The organism is Stenotrophomonas sp. NA06056 (assembly GCF_013364355.1).
Taxonomy (GTDB): Bacteria; Pseudomonadota; Gammaproteobacteria; order Xanthomonadales; family Xanthomonadaceae; genus Stenotrophomonas.
In genome coordinates, this window is the sequence record NZ_CP054931.1 from 4,189,539 (window position 1) to 4,214,361 (window position 24,823).

Annotated in this window: 21 protein-coding genes and 1 tRNA gene; 6 read left to right on the plus strand and 16 right to left on the minus strand. The window is 66.5% G+C overall.

Going from position 1 to position 24,823, the window contains the following annotated elements; genetic code table 11:
• Nucleotides 1–8: 8 nt before the first annotated feature.
• The gene (locus HUT07_RS19015; protein WP_176022221.1) at nucleotides 9–1,538 is read left to right on the plus strand and encodes a PLP-dependent aminotransferase family protein; all 1,530 of its coding nucleotides are present in this window, start codon (nucleotides 9–11) and stop codon (nucleotides 1,536–1,538) included.
• A gap of 156 nt (nucleotides 1,539–1,694) precedes the next feature.
• Here HUT07_RS19015 and HUT07_RS19020 read toward each other — a convergent pair whose 3' ends face one another.
• From HUT07_RS19020 to HUT07_RS19030, 3 genes are all read right to left on the minus strand, one after another.
• Nucleotides 1,695–2,996: an aminotransferase class V-fold PLP-dependent enzyme gene (locus HUT07_RS19020; RefSeq protein ID WP_176022222.1), complete on the minus strand. Its 1,302-nt coding sequence runs from the start codon at nucleotides 2,994–2,996 to the stop codon at nucleotides 1,695–1,697.
• Nucleotides 2,996–5,401, minus strand: a complete 2,406-nt coding sequence (locus HUT07_RS19025) for a TonB-dependent receptor (protein ID WP_176022223.1) — start codon at nucleotides 5,399–5,401, stop codon at nucleotides 2,996–2,998. Before HUT07_RS19025 ends, HUT07_RS19020 begins: the two co-directional genes overlap by 1 nt.
• Before the next feature lie 142 nt (nucleotides 5,402–5,543).
• Nucleotides 5,544–5,930 (minus strand): hypothetical protein, encoded by a 387-nt coding sequence (locus HUT07_RS19030; protein WP_176022224.1) that lies wholly within the window; start codon nucleotides 5,928–5,930, stop codon nucleotides 5,544–5,546.
• Nucleotides 5,931–6,116: 186 nt separating this feature from the next.
• On the opposite strand from HUT07_RS19030, the gene HUT07_RS19035 reads away from it, so the two are divergent.
• The 3 genes from HUT07_RS19035 (at nucleotide 6,117) to HUT07_RS19045 (ending at nucleotide 8,791) form a co-directional block, all read left to right on the plus strand.
• Nucleotides 6,117–6,944 (plus strand): AraC family transcriptional regulator, encoded by an 828-nt coding sequence (locus HUT07_RS19035; RefSeq protein ID WP_176022225.1) that lies wholly within the window; start codon nucleotides 6,117–6,119, stop codon nucleotides 6,942–6,944.
• A 16-nt stretch (nucleotides 6,945–6,960) separates the two neighbouring features.
• A complete protein-coding gene (locus HUT07_RS19040; RefSeq protein WP_176022583.1) occupies nucleotides 6,961–8,040 on the plus strand; it encodes an alpha/beta fold hydrolase in 1,080 nt (359 codons plus the stop codon).
• 79 nt (nucleotides 8,041–8,119) lie between these two features.
• On the plus strand, nucleotides 8,120–8,791 hold the full coding sequence (locus HUT07_RS19045) for a VOC family protein (protein ID WP_176022226.1): 672 nt from the start codon (nucleotides 8,120–8,122) through the stop codon (nucleotides 8,789–8,791).
• 1 nt (nucleotide 8,792) lies between these two features.
• Here HUT07_RS19045 and HUT07_RS19050 read toward each other — a convergent pair whose 3' ends face one another.
• The 4 genes from HUT07_RS19050 to HUT07_RS19065 form a co-directional block, all read right to left on the minus strand.
• Complete coding sequence (locus HUT07_RS19050) at nucleotides 8,793–10,205, minus strand: TPM domain-containing protein (protein WP_176022584.1); 1,413 nt, start codon at nucleotides 10,203–10,205, stop codon at nucleotides 8,793–8,795.
• A 141-nt stretch (nucleotides 10,206–10,346) separates the two neighbouring features.
• Complete coding sequence (locus tag HUT07_RS19055) at nucleotides 10,347–12,071, minus strand: peptidoglycan-binding protein (RefSeq protein ID WP_176022227.1); 1,725 nt, start codon at nucleotides 12,069–12,071, stop codon at nucleotides 10,347–10,349.
• 122 nt (nucleotides 12,072–12,193) lie between these two features.
• On the minus strand, nucleotides 12,194–12,769 hold the full coding sequence (locus HUT07_RS19060) for a hypothetical protein (protein ID WP_254898901.1): 576 nt from the start codon (nucleotides 12,767–12,769) through the stop codon (nucleotides 12,194–12,196).
• Between the two features lie 51 nt (nucleotides 12,770–12,820).
• A complete protein-coding gene (locus HUT07_RS19065) occupies nucleotides 12,821–13,345 on the minus strand; it encodes a hypothetical protein (protein ID WP_176022228.1) in 525 nt (174 codons plus the stop codon).
• A gap of 205 nt (nucleotides 13,346–13,550) precedes the next feature.
• Between HUT07_RS19065 and HUT07_RS19070 the strand changes: the two genes are divergently transcribed.
• Nucleotides 13,551–14,177, plus strand: a complete 627-nt coding sequence (locus HUT07_RS19070) for a YiiX/YebB-like N1pC/P60 family cysteine hydrolase (RefSeq protein WP_176022229.1) — start codon at nucleotides 13,551–13,553, stop codon at nucleotides 14,175–14,177.
• A 54-nt stretch (nucleotides 14,178–14,231) separates the two neighbouring features.
• Here the strand turns inward: HUT07_RS19070 and HUT07_RS19075 are convergent, their stop codons facing one another.
• The 3 genes from HUT07_RS19075 to ubiA form a co-directional block, all read right to left on the minus strand.
• The gene (locus HUT07_RS19075) at nucleotides 14,232–14,393 is read right to left on the minus strand and encodes a hypothetical protein (protein WP_164745118.1); all 162 of its coding nucleotides are present in this window, start codon (nucleotides 14,391–14,393) and stop codon (nucleotides 14,232–14,234) included.
• A 305-nt stretch (nucleotides 14,394–14,698) separates the two neighbouring features.
• Nucleotides 14,699–16,123: a TIGR00366 family protein gene (locus HUT07_RS19080; RefSeq protein ID WP_176022230.1), complete on the minus strand. Its 1,425-nt coding sequence runs from the start codon at nucleotides 16,121–16,123 to the stop codon at nucleotides 14,699–14,701.
• Between the two features lie 138 nt (nucleotides 16,124–16,261).
• Complete coding sequence (gene ubiA / locus HUT07_RS19085; RefSeq protein ID WP_080149621.1) at nucleotides 16,262–17,155, minus strand: 4-hydroxybenzoate octaprenyltransferase; 894 nt, start codon at nucleotides 17,153–17,155, stop codon at nucleotides 16,262–16,264.
• 149 nt (nucleotides 17,156–17,304) lie between these two features.
• On the opposite strand from ubiA, the gene HUT07_RS19090 reads away from it, so the two are divergent.
• Nucleotides 17,305–17,381: transfer RNA gene (locus tag HUT07_RS19090), tRNA-Arg, on the plus strand.
• Between the two features lie 246 nt (nucleotides 17,382–17,627).
• Here HUT07_RS19090 and HUT07_RS19095 read toward each other — a convergent pair.
• The 6 genes from HUT07_RS19095 to HUT07_RS19120 all read right to left on the minus strand — a co-directional run bounded on the left by HUT07_RS19095 (nucleotide 17,628) and on the right by HUT07_RS19120 (nucleotide 24,797).
• Entirely contained in the window at nucleotides 17,628–18,404 is a 777-nt protein-coding gene (locus HUT07_RS19095) for a SapC family protein (RefSeq protein ID WP_254898902.1), read from the minus strand.
• 55 nt (nucleotides 18,405–18,459) lie between these two features.
• Nucleotides 18,460–20,187, minus strand: coding sequence for a putative porin (locus HUT07_RS19100; protein WP_176022231.1), 1,728 nt, complete (start codon nucleotides 20,185–20,187; stop codon nucleotides 18,460–18,462).
• Between the two features lie 52 nt (nucleotides 20,188–20,239).
• Nucleotides 20,240–20,866 (minus strand): TonB family protein, encoded by a 627-nt coding sequence (locus tag HUT07_RS19105; protein WP_254898903.1) that lies wholly within the window; start codon nucleotides 20,864–20,866, stop codon nucleotides 20,240–20,242.
• Between the two features lie 70 nt (nucleotides 20,867–20,936).
• A complete protein-coding gene (locus HUT07_RS19110; protein ID WP_099819783.1) occupies nucleotides 20,937–21,350 on the minus strand; it encodes a biopolymer transporter ExbD in 414 nt (137 codons plus the stop codon).
• Nucleotides 21,351–21,361: 11 nt separating this feature from the next.
• Nucleotides 21,362–23,167: a MotA/TolQ/ExbB proton channel family protein gene (locus HUT07_RS19115; protein ID WP_176022232.1), complete on the minus strand. Its 1,806-nt coding sequence runs from the start codon at nucleotides 23,165–23,167 to the stop codon at nucleotides 21,362–21,364.
• 34 nt (nucleotides 23,168–23,201) lie between these two features.
• On the minus strand, nucleotides 23,202–24,797 hold the full coding sequence (locus HUT07_RS19120; RefSeq protein ID WP_176022233.1) for a ShlB/FhaC/HecB family hemolysin secretion/activation protein: 1,596 nt from the start codon (nucleotides 24,795–24,797) through the stop codon (nucleotides 23,202–23,204).
• Nucleotides 24,798–24,823 lie beyond the last annotated feature (26 nt).

A 24,823-nucleotide genomic window follows, 5' to 3' on the forward strand; every position in this document is an offset into this window, starting at 1 on the left:
GACGCGCGATGACATCACCGACGCTGGCGGGTGCAGCCGCCACAAACAACAACGGCGGTCACCTGTCCGAACCGACCGATGGTTATGGACAGGCTCCCGCCGTTGGAAGCAACGATACGCCCCGACATCCTCCGTACATGCCGCGACCCGATGTCGCAGGGCCTGGCGTCGCAGGGCTGGGCTGGGTGCAGGACGTGCATGTGCACAGCGGTCCGATCTATCTGCGCATCGTCAACACGCTGGAACGCACCATCAATCGCGGCGGCCTGGCGCCCGGGCAGCGGCTGCCCTCGCAGCGCGCACTGGCGCAGCAGCTGGGTGTGGATCTGACCACGGTGACCCGTGCGTTCGATGAAGCACGCAAGCGCGGACTGATCGAAGCACGTGGACCGCAGGGCAGCTTCATCGCACCGCCAAAGGCCGGCTTTGACCAGGCCGTCGATCTCAGCATGAATGTGCCGCCGGTACCCGACGCCGATGCACTGGCGGAGATGCTGCGTCGAGGCGCAGCGGCGGTGCTTGCGCGCAGCAATGCGCCGAACCTGATGACCTATCACCTGGGCGGTGGCAACCCGACCGACCGCCACGCGGCAGCGCGCTGGCTGCAGCCGATGCTGGGCACGGTGGACGATGCACGCCTGCTGCTGACCGAGGGCGCGCAGGTAGCGCTGGCCGCGATTCTGCTCAGCCAGGGACGCGAGGGCGATGCGATCCTCTGCGACCACCTGGTGTACCCGGGCCTGCTGCAGGCCGCCGCCGCACTGGGACGGCGGCTGGTCACGGTGGAGGGCGACGAACATGGCATGTGCCCCGATGCGCTGGCACGCCGGGCCCGGGAATGTGGCGCGCGCCTGGTCTACCTCAACCCCACCTGCCAGAACCCAACGGCGCTGACCGTGCCCACCTCGCGCCGCGAGGCGCTGGCGCGGGTGCTGGAACACGAGGGCCTGCTGGCGATCGAGGACGATCCGTACTGGCATCTGGCCGAGACCACACCCATTGCGCTGGCGACGCTGGCGCCCCGGCACGTATTCCATGTGGCCACGCTGTCGAAGGTGATCAGCCCCGGCCTGCGCACCGCGTTCGTGCAATGCCCAAGCGCCGCCCATGCCGAAGCGATGGCTGCGGCACTGCGTGCCACGCGGTTGATGGGCCACCCGCTGGTATCGGCCCTGGCCAGCCAGTTGCTGCTGGATGGTTCGGCGCAGGCGCTGCTGGTGCAGGTGCGCGAGGAAGCGCGCGAACGCACACGGATGGCCCGGTATCTGCTGGCGCCCTCGTTGCTGGAGCGCACCGATGGCCTGCATGCGTGGTGCCGGGTGCCAGCGCCCTGGAGCGATGCCACGCTGGTGCGTACGGCACAGTTGCAGGGCCTGGCGATCGCGCCTTCATCGGCGTTCTGCCCGCCCGGTGCGCCGTTCGCAAGCGGGGTGCGGTTGTCGTTGGGATTGGCCGCGGACCGGCGGCAGCTGGAGAACGCGTTGCGGCGGATCGATCGGTTGTTGTTGTCCGATGCGTTGCCGGCAATTGATCGGTAGGCGGAGAGCATCCACGCATGGCGTGGATCTACTGGTCGTTGCCACCCGATTCCAGTAGATCCACGCCATGCATGGATGCGGTGCCGACCAAGGTCGGCACCCACCAGGGCAACGTCGGTGCCAACCAAGGTTGGCATCTACCAAAGCGGCGGCAGTTCAGGCCAACGCGGCCAGCGCTTGCACCAGCGCATCCATCTGCGCGGGGCGGGTGAACACCGATGGCGTCACCCGCACGCAGGCGCCGGAATCCAGGCCATCGCGATGCGTGGTGAATATCCGGTGCTCCTCCAGCAGCCGCTTCTGCAGCGCCTGGTTCTCTTCCACCGAGGCATGGCCACGCAGGCGGAAGCTGGCCAATGCGCTGGCCAATGCCGGATCCGGCGAGGACAGCACGTCGATATGGGCCATCTGCCGCGCCGGCACCGTCCACCGCTCACGCAGATAACGCAGGCGTGCCTGCTTGGAGGCTGCACCGATGCGCTGGTGCAACGCGATCGCCTCGGGCAGCGCGAGGTAAGCGGCGAAGTTGACCGTGCCGGTGTGCACGCGGCTGCCCACGCGGCCATCGTCGGTCTCGCCCATGTACGGGTCCAGATCCGCAACGCGGCCCCTGCGTACATACATCGCGCCCACGCCCACCGGTGCACCGATCCACTTGTGCAGGTTGATGCCCACGAAATCCGCCTTCAGATCCGGCACCGCGTAGTCGATCTGGCCGAAGCCGTGCGCGGCATCGACGATCACATCGATGCCGCGTGCACGCGCACGTTCGGCGATGTCGGCCACGGGCAGCACCAGGCCGTGGCGATGGCTGACCTGTGTCAGCAACAGCAGTTTCAGGCGCGGCAGGCGCGCGAACGCCTCATCGTAGGCCTGCAGGATCTGTTCGCGGTCGGGAACGACCGGCAGCGCGATGCGTTCGACCTGCACGCCACGACGCTGCTGCAACCAGCGCATGGCGTTGATCATGCTGTCGTAGTCGATATCGGCGTACAGCACCTGGTCGCCCGCAGCCAACCGGTTGTAGCCGCCGATCAGCGCCAGCATCGCTTCGGTGGCGCCACGGGTCAGTGCGATCTCATCGGCGCCAACGCCCAGCATGTCGGCCACCTGCCGATGCACCGCCATGTACTGTGCCGGGAACGCGCGGCGGCCGTACCAGGCGTTGCCGCGATTCACTTCGGCGGTGTGGCGCTGGTAGCTGGCCAGCGTCTCGCGGCCCATCGCGCCCCAGTAGCCATTCTCCAGGTGATTCACTTCATCGGTGATGTCGAAGTGGCTGGCCACGGTGGCCCAGTAGCCTTCGTCGCGGGCCAGCACGTCCGGCGCCACGGTCGTTGCGGGAATCTGCATGGGCCCAGCGTAACGCGTGGCGCCCGCGGCAGGCAGTGAAGACAACGCCGCAGCGGCCGGCAGCAGCGCGCCGGCACGCAGCAGGGAACGACGGCGGCTGTCCATCAGAACGTCAGCCGGTACTGCGCGTACACATTGGCGCCGTCGGTGTCATACGGGGCATTGCGCGAGTAGATCAAGCCGCGGCTGGCCTGGAACGTGGCCTCATCCGGGTAGCGGTCGAACACGTTGTCGGCACCCACGCGCAGGCTGTGGTGTTCGTTGATGCGGTAGCCCACGGCCAGATCGAGGAACGTCATCGCACCGAACTGCTGGTAGATGTCGCCCGTTGCGTTGCCGGTGGAATCGGTCCACTTGCCGTAGTAGCGTACGCGCGCCATCAGCGACCAGGCGCCCACGTCCCAGCTGCCAGTGAAGCTGCCCTTGTGCTCGGGCAGGCGGTCTTCGAACAGCACGCGCTGGGTTTCGTTGGTGGCCACCGAGGTGCTGCCGTTGTCTACCCGGGTCTGGTTGTAGTTCCAGGCCAGGGTCAGCGTCATGCGGCCGGCGCCGAGATCACGCAGGTAGTTGCCGACCACGTCCACACCGGTGGTGGTGGTGTCGAAATCGTTGGTGAAATAGTTCACCGAGGTATAGCCCAGCGGATTGGGCGTGCCGGCCGGAATGGCGAAGCTGGCCGACTGGCTGAAGCGATCGCTGAGCTTGATCCGATAGACGTCGACCGAACCGGACAGGCCCATGTCGGTGCGCCAGGTCAGGCCCAGCGAGGCGGTGCGCGATTCTTCCGGGGTGAGCGGCTTGGCACCGAGCAGCTGTGCCAACGGATCGGTCGGCGACAGGCGGCCGCTGGTAAAGATCTGCAGCGTGCGCGTGTCCAAGCCCTGGGTCGTGCTGGTGGTGTTGAGCTGGGCCGGCGTTGGTGCACGGAAGCCGGTGGAGACGGTGCCGCGCAGCGCAACATCCGGGGTGATCGCAAAGCGCGCCGACAGTTTGCCGTCCACCGTGCTGCCGAAGCTGGAGAAGTCTTCATAACGGCCGGCCGCACCGATGCTCCAGCGCTCGCCCAGCGGCACTTCCATGTCTACGTAGGCCGCCTTGCTGCGCTGATCCCACGTTCCCGCCTGGCTGGCCGAGAAGCCCGGCGCGCCGTTGGCATTGGCTTCCAGCCCCGCCGCTGCGCCCGGGCCCACCGCGTACGAAGCCGCATCGCCGGCGCGCACCTGATAGGTTTCCTGTCGGAACTCGGCCCCGAAGGCGACGTTGATGGGCTTGGACAGCGCGGCCACGTCCCATTCGTAGTTGAAGTCCGCATTGGCATTCTTCTCGGTCTGGGTCAGGCGACCGAGATCGAATGCGGTCGGACTGTTGGGACCCAGCGATGCGTTGATCGAATTCTTCAGGCTGTAGTCGATGGCGTTGCGGCCATATGAGGCGCTCAGGTCCCAGCGCAGCTTCGGCGTGATCTCGCCGCGCAGGCCGGCCACCAGCTGCAGGTCGTTCTGCACGTTGCCGTACTGCGGGCTGAAGCCCACCGGGTAGATCGAACGCAGGTTCCAGCCGGGGAAGATCGCGGTGGTGCGATAAGCGCCGGTGGTGGTATCGGGATTGCGCCAGTTGAAATCGCTGACACCGTCGCTGTGGCTGTACAGGCCGAAGGCGTAGATCTCCAGCGTATCGCTGGCGTTGGCCTTCAGGTTGAAGCCCACGCGACGGCTTTCCAGTTCCGGCTGGCCCCAGCGCTGCACCGGGTTGGGCACCTCCAGTTCGGGGTGCGCGGCCTGGAATGCGATGGCATCCGGACGCTGGCGGGTGCGCGAGGTGGCGTCGGAGTTCGATGATTCGGCGAACAGGGCCAGGCTGCCGTAGTCCCCCAGTGCCCAGCCAGTGCGTGCACTGAAGTCACGCGAGCGGCCATCGCCCTGCGCGTACTGCGAATAGCCCGCGGTGATCTCGGTGCCCGGGCTGTCTTCCAGGATGATGTTGATGACGCCAGCGATAGCGTCCGAGCCGTACTGCGCCGACGCGCCATCGCGCAGCACTTCGATGCGCTTGATCGCGCTGGTCGGGATCTGTGCCAGGTCCGCTGCCTGCGCGCCACGGTTGCCCAGCAGGGCGCTGCGGTGGAAGCGACGGCCGTTGACCAGCACCAGGGTCTGGTCCGGCGACAGGCCACGCAGCGTGGCCGGGCGCACGAACACCTGGCCATCGGCCATCGGCAGGCGCTGCACCACAAATGAGGGCACCAACTGTGCCAGCACGTCCTTCAGGTCGGTGGAATCGACCGACTGGATGTCCTGCTTGGTGAACACGTCCACCGGCGCCAGGGTTTCAAACTGGGTGCGGTTGGAGGCACGGGTACCGGTGACCAGCATCGCGTCGAGCTGGGTGGGCGCGGCATGGTTGCCACTGCTGCTGGTGTCTGTCGTCCCGGCATCTGCTGCGATCGCGCCTCCTGCGCTGACCATGGAAAGAGCAAGGAGGATGGAACGCGACAGCTTCGAACGATGCACGGCTGGACTCCGGGAAGGCACGACAGGGCCAGGAGGGACCTGGACAAGGCGCGCAGTCTCGGCGTGGGATGTGAAGCAGCGATGACGTGGAGACGACAGTTGCAGCGGTTACGGTGCGGGTGCGGCCCGTACCGGGCGTGCGTTACCCGGCAGCGTCGTCGTCGAAGCCGAAGGTGGCTGGCCGCGCCGTGCGCAACGGGATGAACAGCGCGAGCGCGAAGACGACCAGGAAGGGGGCAGAGAGGAACGCCGCGTCGTTGCTGCCAAAGGCGATGAAGTTGGCATGCAGATCGCCGATCCACTCCAGCCGCATCAGCACCAGTACCAGGCCTCCGATGGTGGGGCCCGGCAAGCCACCGTGGCCGGCCATCAGCAGCGTCGGTGACAGCAAACCGGCCAGGAACGCGAAGCCGACACGGTACAGCCATGGATTACCGCGCCAGCGCGGCGCCCAGCGCCACATCAGCACCAGCAACGCCAAGGTCAGCAACGCCGGTACGACGAGAACCGCGATCACCAGTCCGATCATCCGACCGACTCCACTGCTGTGATACGGCGCGTGTTCTCTGGCATGTCCCTGGCCTCGATCGTGTCAATGAAGGCCGCATTGTTGCCGGTGCAACGGCAAACGCAAAGCCCCGCCACCGCAAGAACTGCTAAGCGCCCCACCCGTCCATCCGTTACGCTGCCGGGCATTCAAACCAGGGACAGCGCGATGAGCGCGGCAGGCAAAGCGTTGTGGTACATCGAAAGCCATGCAGACAAGCCGCTGGCGCTGGCCGACATCGCAGCCGCCGCGGGACTGTCTGCCTTCCACCTGTCGCGCCTGTTCCAGGCCCGCACCGGCACCTCGGTAGTGCGCTACCTGCGCGGACGCCGCCTGACCGCCGCGGCGCAGCAGCTGGCCAACGGCGCAGGTGACATCCTGCAGGTGGCGCTGGCAGCGGGTTACAGCACGCATGCTGCGTTCACCCGTGCCTTCTGCGAGCAGTTCGGGCAGACCCCGGAGCGTGTGCGCGAGCGCGGTCTGGCGGAGCTGGCGCTGGTGCACGCGATCCGCCTCGACGACGCGCCACAGCCTTGCAGCGAGGCGCCCAGGCTGATCGACTGCACGCCCTTCCAGGTAGCCGGCATCGGCATGCGCCACACCCGCGACAGCGGCGGTGCGATTCCCGGGCAGTGGGCGCAGCTCAACCGCGAATGGCCAACGCCGGCTGCGGTCAGTTTCGGTGTGTGCTGCAACAGCGACGACGAGGGCGGCTTCGACTACATCGCAGCGCTGCCGGTAAACGCGCTGCCATCGGTGCCGGCGCACTGGCAGCGGGTGGATGTCCCTGCGCGCCGTTACCTGGTGGCCTGGCATGGCAGCCATATCTCCACCATCCGCTCGACCTGGTTCTGGCTACTGGACCAGTACCTGCCTGCAAACAACCTCAGCCTGGCCAACGCGCCGGACCTGGAGCGCTACGACACCCGCTTCGACGAGCACAGCGGCCACGGCGGCGTGGAAATCTGGCTGCCGGTCGATCAACGCCCTGCCTGACCCGGAGAGACTGATGATGCGTTCGACCCGATGGATACTGACCCTGCTGTTGGCTTCGCTGGCACCGATGGCGATAGCGGCGACTCCCATCGTCGCCGGTGAACGCCACGGCGAGACGACACTGGAAAGCGCGGCGATACGCGATGGCGAACACCGCGATGTGCTGCGCTTCACCGTGTGGTACCCGGCAGCGCCTGGCAGCGAAGAAACGCCGCTGAGCATCGGGCCAGCGGATGCGCTGCTGTTCGAGGTAGGTCGCGCGGCGAAGGATGCGCCCATTGCCGAAGGGCGCCTGCCGACCTTGTTGCTGTCGCATGGCAATGGCGGCACCGCGCGCATGATGGGGTGGCTGGGCACCGCGCTGGCGCGTGCCGGCTACCTGGTGATCGCCGTGGACCACCCCGGCAACAACGGCGCCGACGAGATGACACTGGCCGGCAGCGTGCTGACCTGGCTGCGCGCCGATGACCTGAAAGCCGCATTGGCCGCAGTACAGGCCGACACGCTGCTGGGGCCGCATGTCGATGCATCACGGCTGGGTGTGATCGGCTACTCCGCCGGCGGCTTCACCGCGCTGCTGAGCGCTGGCGCACGGCCGGACATGGCGCGGCTGCTGGCGTTCTGTCACGCGCACCCGGACGACGGCGTATGCAGACCGCAGCAGGAAGCAGCCACGCATACGATGGAAGCGCGCCTTGCTGCCGCGGCATCGCCGCAACTGCAGCCGTATGTGCGTCACGCGCAGGATGATCGTTCGATTCCCGGTGTTCGCGCGGTGTTCGTGCTGGCGCCTGCCATCGTGCAGGCATTCGCACCGGAGCAGCTGAAGGCGTTGCAGCAGCCCGTGGCAATCGTGCTGGGCGCTGTGGATGACGTTGCGCCACCCGCGACCAACGGTGATGTGGCGGCGGAGCTGATTCCGAAAGCAACGCTGCACGCACTTCCGGATGTTGGTCACTACGATTTCCTGTCCACGTGCACGCCGCTGGCGAAGGAGCGGCTGCCGGCGCTGTGCGTGACTGCGGTGCCGAAGGAACAGACGCATGGCGTGGTGGTGGAAGACGCGGTGCGCTTCTTCGGCGAGGCGTTGCGGTAACGGTTCGTTGCACAGGCGATGACGCGACGCGAAGGTGCGCAGGACTACACTGTCCATAGCGCTCCACCGAGGATCGACCATGCGCCTGCTGCACCTCACACTGCCGGTATCCGATGTCGCCCGCGTTGCTGCGTACTTCCGCGACGTGCTGCAACTGGAGGTGGACGGCGACCAGGTCCATATCGGCTGGAGCACGATCCAGCTGCAACCTGCTGGCGGTCATGCGGTCGGCGGCGTGCATCTGGCCTTCAATGTGCCGGACAACCGCTTCGACGAAGCCATGGCCTGGCTGCGCGCACGTACGCCGTTGCAACGCAATCCGGAAGGCCTCGATTACTTCGCACTGGAAAGCAGTTGGCAGTCACAGTCGGTGTACTTCACCGGACCCGATGGCCTGATCCTGGAACTGATCGGTCGCAGGCGCTTGCCGTCCAGTGACCGCAAAGGCGTCTTCCATGGCAGCGAACTGACCTGCCTGAGCGAGGTGGGCCTGCCCAGCAACGATGTCGATGCGGTGCGCGAGCATTCCAGCCAACGCTTCGGCCTGCAGCCGATCAGCCCGCCATCGCCGCAGTTCGCACCGATGGGTGACGACGAGGGCCTGTTGATCGTGGTTGCCGCCGATCGCCGTTGGTTCCCCGAGCAGAAAGACCTGCCCAATGCGCAGGGCGTGCAGCTGCAGGTGGGTGATGTGCGCGGTAGCGGCGAACTGCACGATGCCGCGCTGGGCTGGCGGGTGTCGGCAGCCTGAGCTACCAGCTACCCGATGCGCCACCGCCGCCGCTGCGGCCACCGCCACCGGACCAGCCGCTGGAACTGCTTGAGGACGAGCTCGACGACGAGGTGCTGGACGAGGAACGGTAGCCCCGGGACGAACCGCGGCCGCCGCGGGCTTTTTCGCCGGGCAGCAGGGTGAACACCCAGATGAAGTACAGGAACAGGGTGCCCACGCTGGACACGATCGTCGCCAGCACGCGTGCGTTCTCGTCGTCGGCCCGGTCGATGGCCAGCAGTGCACCCAGCACATAGGCGCCGGTCAGCAGCACCAGCACCACCAGGCGCACGGCGAAGCTGTTGCGGTTCTTCCGCCAGCGCGCGCGGCCGGCCTGCACCAGGAAAAACACCAGCATGGCGGCGATGCCTGCCGCCAGGTTCAGCAGCGTGTGCAGGGCAAGGCTGGGCGGCAACTGGCCACGGACCAGCATCACCACAAAGAAACCGATGCTGACGACCAACATGCCGCACAGCAGGATGCGCACACCACGGCTGCGACGCCAGCACCAACCCAGCAGGGTCGCCACTGGTACAGCGGGTAAGAGCACGAAGAACAGCGCAGGCAGCACATGCCGCGGCAGCAGCAGCGTCGCCGAAAGCAACCCAGCGGTCATCACTGCCGTCACCAGCAGCGGTCTGCCCCAGGCAGGCAATGTCGGCCACGTCGGTCTGGGCATTGCCGCATTGGCTGCCAGTGCCTTGCGCCGCCGCTCGCGGCGGTTGCCGGTGAAATCGGCCTCGGTCCTGGTCGCCAGCAGGCGCGGCGGTGATCGCCACAGACCGGCCAGGAACCCCGCCAGCAACGTCAGCGCAACGACCGAATCCCCTGTGCGCCAATCCGCGGGCAGCACGTTGCGTGCCGATGCATCTTCCCAGGGCGGCAGTTGCTCACCATCGATCAGCGCCACCAGCACCCTGCTGCCGTCCAGCATCCCCTGGTCCAGGTTTCCTTCGCGCAGGCGCGGCACGATCGCCTTGTCGATGATGCGTGCGGCATAGGCATCGGGAATGGTGCCTTCCAGGCCATAGCCGGTCTGGATACGTACGCGCCTGTCCTGCACTGCCACCAGCAGCAGCACCCCATCATCGACACCGGCGCGGCCCAGCTGCCACTGGTCGAAGACACGCTGTGCATAGGCTTCTATGCCGTCCTCGCCAACGCTCGGCACCACCAGCACCTGCAGTTGCGCGCCCTTGCGTGCCTGCAGCTGCAATGCCTGCTCGCGCAGCGTGGCGCGGGTACTGACGGACAGCGCGTTGGCGGTGTCCACCACCGGGTCATCCAGTGCCGGAACCGGGGCCGCCGCCAGCACTGGCAGCGGCAACAGGCAGAGCAGCAGTGCCAGCCATACCCACTGCCATGCGTTGCGCCACTGCAGCACCCGGCTCATGTAGACGCCTTGCTCCGCACTGGTGGCGTGCTGTGCATCATGCGAAACGGCATCCATGTTTTTTCTCGCCCCATGAACGGAAAAGCCGGCCGGGTCGCCCCGGCCGGCCTCCTTTACCACACACCTCTTAACACGCAGCGGTCAACGGCCCATGGCCACTCGCTGCTGCTCGTCCTGCACGTGCTGCTGCGAAGGCTCATGCTTGGCCAGCATGGCTGCGCTGGTCTCCTGCAGGCTCGGTGCCGTCTGGGTCATGTCCACTGCAGTACGGAAACCGGGGACGGTACCCATCACGAAGGCCTTGCCATCCTGCACGGTCACGCCCTGCAGCTTTTCCGGCGAATCGATGCCGGCGGCCTTGGCCTGGGCGGTCACATGCGCACTCATTTCGTTGCAGATCATGCCCGGCATGTGGCCACGGATCGCGTTGTGCAGCGGCGTATCCGGATGCGCCTTGTCACCCAGTTGTGGCCCCTTCGGCGCCGCCTCGGCATGGCTGCGGCCTTCGGCCAGCTTGCCCAGCGTCGCCGGACCGGCCACGCCATCGGCGGAAAGCCCGTGCTGCTTCTGGTAGGCGGTCAGTGCGTCCTTGGTATTGGCACCGAATTTGCCATCCTCGCTCAGCCGGTTGCCGTGGCCATCGCGCACGCCCAAGCGGTTGAGTTCCTTCTGCAGCGCAGTCACGTCCTCGCCCTTGGCACCCTGGCGCAGCACGCCGTTGTGGTCGCCATCATGCGCATGGCCCCTCTGGCCGGTTTCCTTCAGCTTGCCGTGGTCCCAGAAGTCCTGCGGGCTGAGCAGCTTGCCGTGCGGATCCTTCAACTGGTAATGCACGTGCTGGGCGTACTGCCCCGCACCGCCCGGCCCACGCCCGCCCATGGTGCCGATCGGCTCGCCCGCCTTGATCGGCTGGCCTTCTTTCACCTGGGTCGACTGCATGTGCAGGATCTCGTGCGAGTTGCCCTGCGCATCCCTGATCTTCACCGTGCCGTAGTCGCCACCGACGAAGGTCACCGTACCGGAGATCGGTGCGTTGACGGTGGGGTGCTGCAGATTGCGGCCGTGCTGGCCACCGACATAGTTGAAGTCGGTGCCGCCGTGCGGTTTGTGCGCGCGGTGTTCGCCGAACTCACCGGTAACGTGCGGCTTGACCCCGTTCTGCGGGGGCAGCATCACCTGCATGGTCTGCTCGAAGTTGCGGGTCTGGCCTTCGGCATGCGCCGCTGCCGGCTTGGCCTGCGCGTGCGTGGCCGCAGCTACGGCGGGTGCCGCGTGGCTGCCATGGGACTGGCCGTGGGTCTGTCCCAGGCGCTGCTCCACGAACTGCTCGTACTTGTCCACGTACGGCATCACCTTCTTTTCAGACAGGTTGAGACCACCGTAGTCGCGGGTCGGGCCGTCGTGGTGGTACTTGTAGATGTATTCCTCACCCTGGCCGCGCTTGTGCGCCAGCGTGCGGTTGTCGATGTAGTGATCAACCAGTGCATCGGACTGTGCGCCGACGTCGAAGCGGTTGCGGTTGTTGAGGTGGTAGTGGTTGCCGGTCTTGTCGATGAACTGGCCCAGGCCCGAGGCCGAGGTGGTGCCAGCGGCGGCATCGGGGTTGAAGCCCGATTCAACGCGGGCGATGGCCAGTACGTGCGCGGTTTCGCGCGGGGTGAGGCCCTTCTCGCGCGCCGACTCGATGATCGTGTCGATCACCCGTGACTGTACTTCCGGGGTCGCATCGCCCCACCGGCGGGAATTGCCATGCAGGCGGCCGTCACTCTGGTCGATCGGCTCGCGGTAGTGGCTCCACGATTTGATGCGGTCACTGCTGTAGGCCGCCCCGCGGGGCTGGACCATGTCCTGGTAGATGTCTGCCATGTCTGTGCTATCCATTCTATGAAAAAGGGGATTTCCTTAAGGGGTACTGCTCCTGGTACTTCCGGTACTGCGGTACTGCAGTGCTGCGTTCACAGCGCGCGTGCGACGTCCTGCCGCTGCGCTCAGTCTTCGATGTAGTTCACCTCCGGGTGCTTGATGCCGAGCGTGTCGATCAACTTCTCGTACTCGTCGTTGTTGGGCTCCTGCTCCTCGCCTTCCGCGCCGCGCAGCGGCGGTGTGCTGTGGGTCAGCTGGCGGCCACTGGCGTCGTACAGGTAGTACCACTCGCAGAAGCTGCAGCCGAACGGCAGTTCACCGTACTGCACGACGAAATACGGCGTGCCGCTGCGGTCCTGCACGCAGGCCAGGCCAACGGCGGTATAGCCGTCCATCTCCTTGGGCACAGCAATGGCCTGGCGTGTGCCGTCCTTTTCGATTTCCAGCGTGGTCAGCCGGGAAGCGTCCGTGTCTTGGGTGGGCTGGGCCGCCAGGTGCAGGCGGGTGCCTTGGCAATCGATATGCATGCCGGTCTCGTCGCGCGTAAGAGAGGTGGGAAGGTCCGCAGCGGCGGCCGCGGGTGCGGCCGGCGTCGCTGCCGGGTCAGTAGAAGCGGGGGCCGCCGCCGGTGCAGCCGCCTCGGGGCCGCTGCAGGCAGCAAGCATCAGGGCCAGCACGGGGGCAACGGGAGACAGACGCATGCGGTGCTCCTTGGGTGAACCACACGACCGCCCGCAGGCGATCGCTCGGGGTCAGATCGATTCGTCCTCACGCTTGACCAGTTGCCAGCACGGCTTCTGGGCAAAGGTGTAGGTCTGCTGGTCGCTGGTATCGGGGGTGCGCATCTGCACCTGTACCTGGCCGTCGGGCAGGCGGGTGACCTGCATCTCGCGGCCTTGGCGCTGCAGCGTGGCCGGGTCCGGCATCACCGGCCATTCGACCTTGGCGAGCGGTACCTTCTCCTCCACCTTGCGTGGCTCCGGCTCGGCTTCGCCGTCGATGTGGCTGTCCAGCAGCGGATCGGCAGTGGACGCTTCCTGCAGCGCGATCTCGTTGCCGAAATGCTTGAGGAAGTCATCGAAGACCGGATGGGGGCAGCTGGCAGAGGCGTCTGCCGGGGCCGCGGCAACCGGCGTGGCCGGCGTCGTGGCGGCGGCCGTGCTGGCCGGAGCCGGTGCGGCGGCGTCAGCGGGGGCAGCCTGGGGCGCAGGCTTGCAGCCCGACAACGCAAGCCCCAGGGCAAGCGCAAGCAGGGCGACGGGGCGGAGCTGGTTCACGGGATCCTCCTGATTCCGGGCGGTCGCGCGCGGTTCCGGCGCGGTAGGGAGGCAAGGATAGCCATGCCTCTGTCAATTCAGTTTCAACATCCGCTGTCAGGAATATCCCGACATGCCGAATTGAGACTCATATCACACTATTACTGAAATCAACGTCATTGCAGCAGCCGTTAGACTATGCCGCACCCTCTTCGACCCTGGCCCCATGCGCGCATTCCTGCTTGTCATCTCCCTGCTGGTGCCAACGCTGTGGCCTGGTGTTGTGGCCGCGCTGGAGGTCCAGGAAGGCGACCTGCTGTTCGTCACCGCCGGCCAAAGTGGCCTGAGCGCGGCCATCGACGATGCAACCGGGAAACAGGGGGCGCCCAGCTTCGACCATGTCGCACTGGTGGCTTCGGCGCCGCAGGGCTGGGAGGTGCTGCACGCCGATGAGAAAGGCTCGCGCCGGCAGACGCTGGATCAGTTCCGCGAGGACGCCCGGGGCAAGCAGCGGCAGATCGTGGTCTATCGGCTGCGCGCGCCGCCGGCCAATGCCATCACCGATGCGGTGGCCACCGCACGCACGATGCTGGGCAAGCCGTACAACGCCGCCTACGTGTTGAACGACGAAAGTTACTACTGCTCGGACTTCATCGAACGCGCGTTCCGTGCACACCATGTGTTCGCGCTGCAGCCGATGAACTTCCGCAACCCGCAGACCGGTGAAATCTCCCGGCATTGGGTTGATCTGTACCGGGGCATGGGCATGGAGGTTCCGCAGGACCTGCCCGGCACCAATCCCAACGACATGGCCGCAGCGGCGGTGCTGCAGCGGATCGGCGTGCTCGAATAAGCGAAGCCCCGCACGGGGCGGGGCTTCGTCGGTGATGGATGGCGGCTGCCAGGATCACTCTTCCTCGTCCTGCCCGCCCTGCTGCTGGTTCTGGTTGCGCTTCTGCTGTTCCTGCTGCTGTTGCTGCTGCTGGTCGCGGCCGCGCCCCTGCTGCTGGTCCTGCTGGTTCTGCTGGCCCTGCTGCTTCTGGTTCGGGTTCTGGTTCTGCTGTGCCATGTCCGATCTCCAAATGCCACGCGCGGAATGCGGTGGACGGGGCCATCGTCGGCAGCGATTGGTTAACCATGCGTTGTGGGCGGGCTACACCCATGTGTACGCCCGTGAATGAACCCGCGCCAGCCCTTGCGGCACAAGCCACTGAAGGATTCATGCGGGTTTGGCATGTAGTCATGCTGCAGCAGGAATCCAACGCATTCAGCGGGCTGCGACGGCGTGGCGCGCGCAGAGGGCCTGCGCCTTTGCTCCCACGTGCAGTACGCAGGCAGGTTCCCGAATCCAGCGCTGGCCCGGCGCTGCACCCGTTACGGCATCACCGGCGGCACATAGGCCAGGGTCATGCCCAGCAGCCACAGCAACCCCAGCACCAGCGGGATATGCACCAGCAGCTGGATGAAGGTGAAGCCGACGATGTCGCGGGCCTTCAGGCCAAGCACGCCCAGCAGCGGCAGCATCCAGAATGGATTGATCAGGTTCGGCAGCGCTTCGGCCGCGTTGTAGACCTGCACCGCCCAGCCCAGGTGCGCCTTCAGTTCATTCGCGGCCTGCATCACGTAGGGCGCTTCGATGATCCACTTGCCGCCACCGGACGGCACGAAGAAACCCAGCACTGCCGAGTACACGCCCATCACCAGCGCGAACGTATCGGTGCTGGCCACGTGCACGAACAGGCTCGACAGGCGATGCGCCAAGGTCTCGCCATCGCCGCCGGCGGCGTGGGTGAGGATCATCGCGATGCCGCCGTACAGCGGGAACTGGATCAGCACGCCGGTGGTGCTGGGCACCGCCTTGGCTACCGCGTTGAGGAAGCTGCGCGGGCGCCAGTGCAGCAGCAGACCCAGCGAAATGAACAGGAAGTTGTAGGTGTTGAGGTTGGCGATCGCGGTGACCAACGGTTTGTTGGCGAACTCGTTGAACAACCAGCCGAAGGCCAGCAGCGAGAGCAGTACGGTCAACAGGGGGCTGTATTCCAGCCACTCGCCTGGGCGGGTGCGACGCTGCAGCGGCTCCGGCTCGGCCTGCGCGGCGCCGGGGAAATCTTCGGCGGTACGCGCACTGCCGGCAGCCGGCGCGGTGAGCCAGGCAATCAGCAGCGAGACCAGGATCAATACGGCGGTCAGCACAATCGACTGCCACAGGAAGATGGTTTCGGTGAACGGCAGTACGCCGGTGATCTCCACCAGCCCTGGCGGCATGCTGGCCGGATTGGCCTGCAGCTGTGCGGCCGACGAACTCAGGCCCATCGCCCACACCGCGCCCAGGCCCAGATAGGCCGAGGCACCGGCAGCGCGGTAATCCATGCGCAGTTCGCTGCGGCGGGCCAGCGCGCGCACCAGCAGGCCGCCGAACACCAGCGAGAAGCCCCAGCTGAGCAGCGAGGCCAGCATGCTGATCAGGCCGACGTAGACCACCGCGCCACGACCGGTACGCGGCACCCGTGCCAGGAAGTCGATGAAGCGCGCGACCACAGGTGCGGTGGCCAGGGCATAGCCACCGATGACCACGAAGGCCATCTGCATGGTGAAGGGAATCAGGCTCCAGAAGCCGTCGCCGAAGGCGCTGGCGGTGGCCTGCGGAGTGGCACCGAAGCCCATTGCCGCAACGGCGACGATGACCACGCCGAGCACCGCGAACACATACGCATCGGGGAACCACTTTTCCGCCCAGGCGGCCGAGCGCAAGGCTGCGCGCGCCATCCAGCCGTCCTGTACTGCTGCCGTCGAAGCCATCACCTACCCTCCCAGGTTCGATGGCTTGATTCTGGGCGGTAGGGTGCGGGCTGTCAGCCACCTATTGGTCGTAGGTGGCGGGACGCCCGGCGCTACGCATAATCCGTGTAGAGCCGAGCCCACGCTCGGCTGCGCTTCTCAACGCAACGCCAGATCCACGGCGATGCCGGCAAACAGCGCGGCACCCACCCAGTTGTTGTGCAGGAAGGCCTTGAAGCACGGCCCACGCTCGCGGTTGCGGCAGATCCAGAATTCGTACACCACCAGCAGCGTCGCCACCGCTACGCCGGCCAGGTAGTACCCGCCCAGCCCGCCGCGCACGCCGACCAGCGCCATCGTGGCCAGGAACAGTGCGTACAGCACGCCCTGGATGACCAGGTCCAGATCGCCGAACAGGATCGCGGTGGAGTGCGAACCCATCTTCAGGTCGTCCTCGCGATCGACCATGGCGTACCAGGTGTCGTAGGCGGTGGACCACAGGATGTTGCCGGCATACAGCAGCCAGCCCAGCATCGGCACCTCGCCCTGCACGGCGGCGAAGGCCATCGGGATGCCCCAGCCGAACGACATGCCCAGATAGACCTGCGGCAAGTGGGTGTAGCGCTTCAGGTAGGGATAGCTGGCGGCCAGGAACACGCCGATGAAGCTCAGGGCGATGGTCAGGCCGTTCAGGGTCAGCACCAGGCCGAAGGCCACCAGCATCAGCACCGCGAACAACGCCAGCGCCGCGCGGCCGCTGATCGCACCGGTCGCCAACGGCCGTGCCTTGGTGCGCTCCACATGCGGGTCGAGCCAGCGGTCGGCATAGTCGTTGATGACGCAGCCGGCCGAGCGGGTCAGCCACACGCCGGCGGTGAATACGAACAGGGTCCACAGCGGCGGCAGTCCACCGGCGGCAAGCCACAACGCCCACCAGGTGGGCCACAGCAGCAGCAGCGTGCCGATCGGGCGATCGGCGCGCATCAGACTCCAGTAATGCCGCCAGCGCGGCGTCGGCGCCGGATGCGGCGCGGAAAGGGGGGTATCAGCCATGGCACTAGGATACTCCTGTGCCTCTGGAGCGACTTTGCCGGCGGGGGGAGATTTGTGCGGCGAAACTGGATAGAATGCCCATCCCGCACCGCCTCATTGCGTTGCGATGCCCGCCCCGGCCCTGGTCGACGGCGCGGCGGTTCCACCACGCGCTCGTAGCTCAGCCGGATAGAGTAGTGGCTTCCGAAGCCATTGGTCGGGGGTTCGAATCCCTCCGGGCGCGCCATCTTCCCTGTGATTCCCTGTGACGATTTCGACCTGTCCGTTGTCTGGCCGGAGACGCTTGATCGTGCATTCGTGTTGAAGGCATTCGAGCACAGCTCGACGCCAGCCAACAGAAGGTCGGGAACCGGACAGGAGGCCGCCGTACCAGGGCGAGGTCTTCCCACCTGCCTGGGGGGCGACAGGCCGAGCGTTGCGCGCGGCCTTCGACATCCATGTCGTGCGCCTGTCCAGTATCCCGGTAAAGATGTCAGCCGCTGAGCAGGTCGTTGAAGCGCGCCAGCGAGGCCAGGTGGAAGTGCACCGGTGCCAACCACCCCTGGTGATGCCAGGCGATGACGGTCGCCTCGGGCAGCGCAGCGAAACGATCGGGGTCGACGACCTGGAAGCCGAGCAGGCTGGAGGTTCGACCGTCGGCACGCACCACATCGGCCTGACGATCCACCAGCACACCCGAGGCCAACAGCTGCGCGCTGAAGGCGGCGGTGGCGGCGGCTTCGCTGGTAAAGGCTTCGCAGAACTGCAGTGCCTGACGGGTCAATTCGCTGGGCTGGCCATCGGCCTCGAACAACGGCTGACCTTCATCCCCCTCGGTGCGCAGCATCGCTGCATCGGCATCGATGGCCAACGCATGACCATCGGGCTGGGTGGTCCGTGCGAACACGAAGGGGTAGCGCCGCACGTAGGCCGGCACATAGGCCCCACTCTGCCATTGGTCGGCCACTACGAAACGATTGTGCTCCGCTTCCAGCCCCAGCACTGCCATCGGCGCGGCGTCTTCGCCGACAAACACCAGCGGGTAGCAACGGGATGCAGCGGCAAATTCGCCCAACACCAGGGGCACGGCATGGCTGCCCGCAGCGAACGCGGCATCGCCCGGCAGCAGTCGCCAGTGCGCATGGTCGCGCGAGGACAGCAACACCGGCGCACGGTACAGCGGCGGGTACATCGGGCCAACGTCTTCCTGCGCGGGCAACGTATCCACACCATCACCCTCGGCTACTGAGAGTTGTGAGTCTTCAATCATTTCGGTTTGCATCCAGAGTGCAGGGAAAAGACCGGCGCGAACGCCGGCCGTCACGTCAGAAGCCGGCGTTCACTTCCAGCTGGAACACATCGATGGACTGCGGCGCACCGGTGATTTCCTTGGCCGCCATCCAGCGTCCGGTCAGCGACACGTTCTTGTCGAACATGTACGAACTGCCCAGGTAGTAGCCCTTGGCATTGGTGCCGCCCAGGTGGAAGTTGGAATCGTTGTACGCGTCGGGAAGTGCATCGGCCTCCAGCCGCTTGTAGCCCAGCCACAGGTTCCAGTCGCCGGCCTGCTTCAGCGCGAGGTGGCCGAACGTGGCCTGCGCCATGTAGGCCATGTCGCCGCTGTCGATGTCCTGCGGCCCGGCTACACCATTCGCGGCGGTAGCCAGGTTGGTGACGATGCCGCCCTGCGCACGACGCCACATGGCGTTGCGATCAAAGGCCAGGTTCTTGATGCCGTGGCCTTCCAGGCGCAACGCGTATCCGGCGAACAGCGGCGTTTCCCAGGCCAGGTTGAGGTCGAGCAGCTCGAACTCGGAGGCCAGGCCCACGTACTGCGGCATCGGCGTATTGGCCGGGTCCAGCGGATTCAACGCGATGTTCCGCAGCAGCATCAGCGTGTTGCCCTTCTGCATGAAGGCAGGGCGTGACCAGTCGCTGCTGCAGAAATCGGCACCGGCATACAGCGCGCACGGCTGCGAGTACTCGCCGGCGATGTTGCGGAAATCGAAGTAGCCCACGGCTGCACGCAGTTTCTGCTCATTGCCGAACTGCCAGTCCGCGCCCACCTGCAGACCATTGAGCCACTTGTTTTCGCTCTTCATCTTGCTCTGGCTGGTGCTGGGGAAACCGTCGGAGGAATACTCCAGCGGGGTCAGGCCCAGCGTCGCGAACAGCGAGAAACCATCATCCCCCAGCGCATGGCGGTATTTGAATGCCACGCCGTCGAAATTGAGGTCGTTGGAGAACAGGGTGTCGGTGGACCAGTACGGATTGCTGAAGCGGCCACCGATCACGTCCAGCCCCTGCACCGGCGCCCACGACAACCAGGCCTGGTCAAGCCAGACATCCTTCTTGGCCAGGCCACCGCCCAGTGTCTGAGTGGAGGACACCGGCCCATTGTCGTTGCCGGTGGCCAAGCGAACGCCTGCGCGGGTATGTTCGCCCAGGTCGGCCACCACACCCAGCCGTGCGCGGATACGCCAGGAATTGGTGCGGTCCTGGCGGTTGTTGCGCAGCGGCGGCAGGCCCAGATGGGTATTGCCATTGACGTCGTAGCCGTTGCCGGCGTTGATGCGCGCCCAGTCCACTTCGATATCGCTGTTGCGTTCGGAATACAGGCGGCTCTCGTTGCGCACACGCACGTCGCCCTGCACGCGCAGGCGCTGGGTCCAGTCCGGCACCTGGTCAGGCGCAGCCCAGCCATTGGCCTTGGCTTCGGCCATCACGCTGGCCTTGAGCTCATCACGGATCTCATCGCGCACGGTCTGCGGGATGTACGGTACGCGCACGTCGCCTGCCTGCGCGGTACTGGCCGCTGTACTGGCCGCGGGAGATGCGACCGCATCGCGCTGCGCTTCCAACAGCAACGCCTGGCCGGCTTCCGGGGTGAGTGCGCCGCTGTCCATCAGGCCGCGGATCAGCTTGATCATGGTGCTTTCGCCACCGCCCTGCTGGGCGTGGGCGCCGCCGCTGGCCAGCACCAGCACGATGCCGGTGGCCACCGCAGAGCGACGCAGGTGCCGCAGCACGGAATAGGAGTTGGAACGGGTCATCGGCTTGCTCGCAGAAGAGGGAAATTCGTTGGAAAGAGCGTCATGGCAGCGTTCACCCGCCGGGGCGACGGCCCTGCACCAGCACGCGCGCAGGGAAATCCAGCGATGCCGGTGGGCGTTCGTCGATGCGGCCGACCGCGCGGATCGCCTGCAGTACGCGGTCGTCGGCGTCGGCATTGCCGCTGCCACGCAGCAGCTCGACACGGCTGACCGCGCCGTCGGCATCCAGCCAGATGTTGACCGTCAGCTGGAACGCCAACCGGCGCACCTGCTCGTCGCGCGCCACGGCCTGCTGCAGCACATAGCCCAGGTAGCGGCCATAGCTGGCATTGCCGGCGCCACCGCTGCCGGTGCCACTGCGGCCACCGCCGCTGCCGGACTGGATGCCGAAGCTGTCGCCACCGGCCTGCGCGTCGGCGTCCATGGTCACCGGGTCGGCGGTGTCCGGGGTGGGCGCTTCTTCAGTCGGCTTGGGCACTTCGTCCAGCGGTTCCGGCTCGGGCATCACCTCTTCCGGCTTGGCTTCCGGCTCGGGCTCAGGTTCCGGTGGCGGCGGTGGCGGCGGGGGTGGCAGCATCACCATCGGCACATCGGCCACCGGCCGCCGCGTGCTGGCGGTGTTCTTGAACAGCAGCAGCCACACCAGCAGCGCCAACAGCGCGACAACGGCGGGCACCACCAGCAAGGGCCACCAGCGCCGCCATGCAGGAATCGCGTGGTTAGCGTGGGAGTGGAGTGGGGTCACGTGTTCACCCCTGCACTTTTCCGGTGACCAGGCCCACCTGATTCAGGTCGATCCGGCGCAGAAGATCCAGCACTTCGACCACGCGGGCGTACTGCACCTGCGCGTCGCCACGCACGATCACCGGGAAATCCGGGGTCAGCGCCTTCTCGGTGCGCAGGCGGTCTTCCAGTTCGGCCAGGCTCACCGGATAGGCGTCCAGGAAGACCTGCCCGTTGTTGTCCACGGTGATGGCCTTGGTCTTGGGTTTCTCCAGGGCCATGCTGGAACTGGCCTTGGGCAGGTTCACCTGGATACCGGGAATGGAGGCGTTGCTGGTGAGGATGAAGATCACCAGCACCACCAGCAGCACGTCCACGAAAGGCGTGACGTTGATGCCTTTCTCGCGCTTCTTGATGCCGAACCGCTTTGCCCTGGCCATGGCGATGCCCCTCAGGCCAGGGCCGGACGCGCGACGGCGGCCGGTTCGCTGCGGTCGAACTCTTCGGCCAGGCGCGCGGTGAATTCATCGACGAACACCGACATGTCGGCGGCGATTGCTTCGGCGCGCGACGCCAGCCAGTTGTAGCCGAACAGCGCCGGGATGGCGACGCCAAGGCCCGCGGCGGTACACAGCAGTGCGGCGGCCATGCCCGGTGCCACCGAGTTGATGTCCACTGCGCCCGCCATCGCGGCCACCACGAACACCAGCATGATGCCGATCACGGTGCCGAACAGGCCCACGTACGGCGCGCCTTCGATGGTGGTGGACAGCCAGTTCATGCGCTTGGACATGCGCTCGCTTTCGCGGGTCACTTCGGCATCCATCGATGCACGGATCGAGGTGATCGCTGCGGCGGTCAGGCCATGATGGTGCGATCCGCGCCCATCCATTTCCTCCATCGCGATGCGGTACAGCTTCCACAGGGTGGAGTTGTCGCGCACCTGCGGTGCCAGTACACCGCTGCGCTCCACCTGCTGCAGGGCCGCCACCGGTGCGCCGGCGACCTTGCGGTACTGTTCGGAGAACGCCAGGTTGGCGCGGGCCACGGTGCCAAAGTAGCGGCTCTTGGCGATCATGATCGCCCACGACATCAGCATCATCAGGCCCAGCACCACCACTACCACCCACGCATCCACCGGCATCGCCTTGAGGATGAACCCGAAGTGGCTGACACCGGCCGACTGCTCATCTTCACCGAAGGTCAGCAGGCGCGATTCGGCGCCCTGCGCGGTTGCGTCTGCCAGCAGCAGCGCGGCCGGACGTGCGACCTTGGACACGCGCACTTCGTCGATGTCACCCAGGAACGGCTGCGCCATGGCGATCACAGTGGCGTCGCCAGCGGCAGGTGCGCTCTCGGCACCGATCAGGGCCTCACCTGCGAACGCCGGCAGCACCGCGTCGATCCGGCTCGCTTCATGACCGCCCACCCACAGGACGACCTTGCCTTCGCCGGCCGTTACCGCCACATGCGTCCACTGCCCTGCCACCAGTGCCGGCACCGCCTGACTGCGCTGATCGTTGACGCGCACGTAGGGCACGCCGTTGTCGAGACCGACGATCATCACGTTGCCGCCTTCGCGGCGCGCGTAGAGGGCCTGATCCGGGCCGAGCTGGGCGGGCTTGATCCATGCCGAGAAGGTCATCGCACCACCGGCGGCGATCGCCAGTGATGGCGAGCCGGGCAACTGCAGCGGCGTGCCGGAAAGACGCGCGCCGCGGCCGATGATGGCGCCGTCGGCGGCAGTGAACGCGCCGCTGGCCGGGTTGGCGTAAGCGGTGGTGTCGCGCGCTTCATTGCCACTGTCGGCGAAGTGCAGCACCGCGCTGTAATCCGGATCGAACACGCGCTGGCCATTACTGGTGGCCGGCGCATTGGCGTTGCCGTAGTACATCCACACGGTCTGCGGCGCGGTGCCACCGAGGCTGGGCACATCCACCCAGATCAGCGCCATGCCCAGGCCGGCGTCGTACTGCTCGATCTGGTGGTTCAGCACCGTGTGGCCATCGGCGCCGACAAAGCGGATGTCCTTGCCGCCTTCCGCCACGCCATCGAAGGCGAAGTTGCCGGTGTGCAGGCGCACCAGCACAGGGGTGCGGCCGAGATTGCCACCAAGCGCAGCACCGCCGGGGCCCGCATCCAGGGTGATCGATTTGCGGTACTTCCACTCGGCCTGCCACCACGGTGTATCGGCGCGGGCGGTGCCGAGCGCGGACAGGCTCAGGCAGAACAACAACAAGGCAAGAAGGCGTTGCATGGGAAGATCTCCAGGGAATTCGGAAAGGCCGGGCTCAGTAGCTGGCGCCGAGGCTCAGGTGCAGGCGGTTGGCGCCCTTGGTGGTGGTCGGCCCGTCGCTGAGCGTGCGGCCGTAGTCCAGGCGCAGGTTGAAGTGGTCGCTGATGCGCAGGCTGCTGCCGACGCCGATGGCCGACATCCAGTTGCTGTCGGTCTGCTCGGGCAACGGCCGACGCAGACCCAGCCACGCACCATCAAGGAACGTGTAGAAGCGCCAGTCCTGCAGACCCCACAGGCTGAAGGGACGGGTGCGCCACTCCAGCGTGGCCAACGCGCCGTAGTCACCGATGCCTTCGGCCGAGCGGTAGCCGCGCGTGGTGTACATGCCACCGGCGGCGAACTGCTCGCCCGAGACCAGTGGCTGGTCGGTCATCTGTGCCGACACGCGGGCGAACCACTGCGCGCCGCTGTCGAGGGTGTAGGTATCGCTGATATCCAGCTTGACCGCGAAGAAGCTCGGATCGGCGTAAGCGCGCTTCCAATCGAACTCATCACCGGAACTGCCATAGCCCAGCAGCGTGCGGGTGCCGAACACCGCCTGCAGGCTGACACTGAGCTGGTGCTTTTCGCCCTGGCGGAAGCCGCTGTAGGCGAAGGTGATCGGCGCGTACTTCAGCGGTGCGAAATCGGAGGCCTGGCCGACCATGGCCACCGATTCGTCCAGGTCCTTGAAGTCGATGCCGGCGGACAGCTGGTGCCACCACGCGCCCGTCATCGGCAGGGTGTGGTTGAGTTTCAGGCCCAGCGCATGGCCCTTGCCGGTCACGTTGGTCTGGCCGCTGGAGACCACGTTGCTGTCGGAACGGTAGCCGGAAAACTCCAGCATCCAGTCCGGCCCGGCCAGCGGCAGGCCGTAGGACGCCGACAGCACATTGGCCTGGTCCAGGTCCTGCGGGGCGGCAAAGAAGGTGAGCGAGGCGGTGTGGTCGCGCTGCCACAGGTTGTCGTTGCCGATGCTGAGGGTGCTGCGCAGCGGCTCGGTATCGACGCTGTGGTCGTTGTTGACGCTGGCGCTGTAACGCCACGGCGACGCATCATCCACCTTCAGTTCGACATCCATGCGGCCGTCCGCACCGGGCTTGACCAGCGGGATGACCTGGCGCTTGCCGCCGCGGTTGAGTTCGGTCAGCTGTGCCTGTGCCTGGGCGAAGTCCGGCACCACGCCGGCCTGCAGGGCAGGCACGCGAGCGCGCAGCCGCTGCGGATCATTGTGCTGCGCACCGACAACCTTGACCTCGCCGATGCGGGTCTCGCTGACCTGCAGGATCACCACGCCGCCGCTGACCTGCTGTTCGGGCAGCTCGACATACACGGACTGGTAGCCCTTGCCCTGGTAGGCGGTCTGCAGCGCCAGCCGCGCCGCTTCGACATCCTGCAATGTGCGGTCCGGACCCAGGTACGGGGTGACGGCACGTTCGATCTCGCGCGCATCCAGCACGCTGTTGCCGCGCACAAGGTACTCGTTGATGTTGACGCGTGCGGCGGGTGGCGCGGTGGGAGGCGCTTGCTCCTGTGCAGCGGCCAGCGGAATCACGCACATCAGGCACAACGGCAGGGGCACCCAGGCCCCTGCCTTGGTCGGGAAGAACATCAGTGGCGTCTCAATGCGGAAGAATG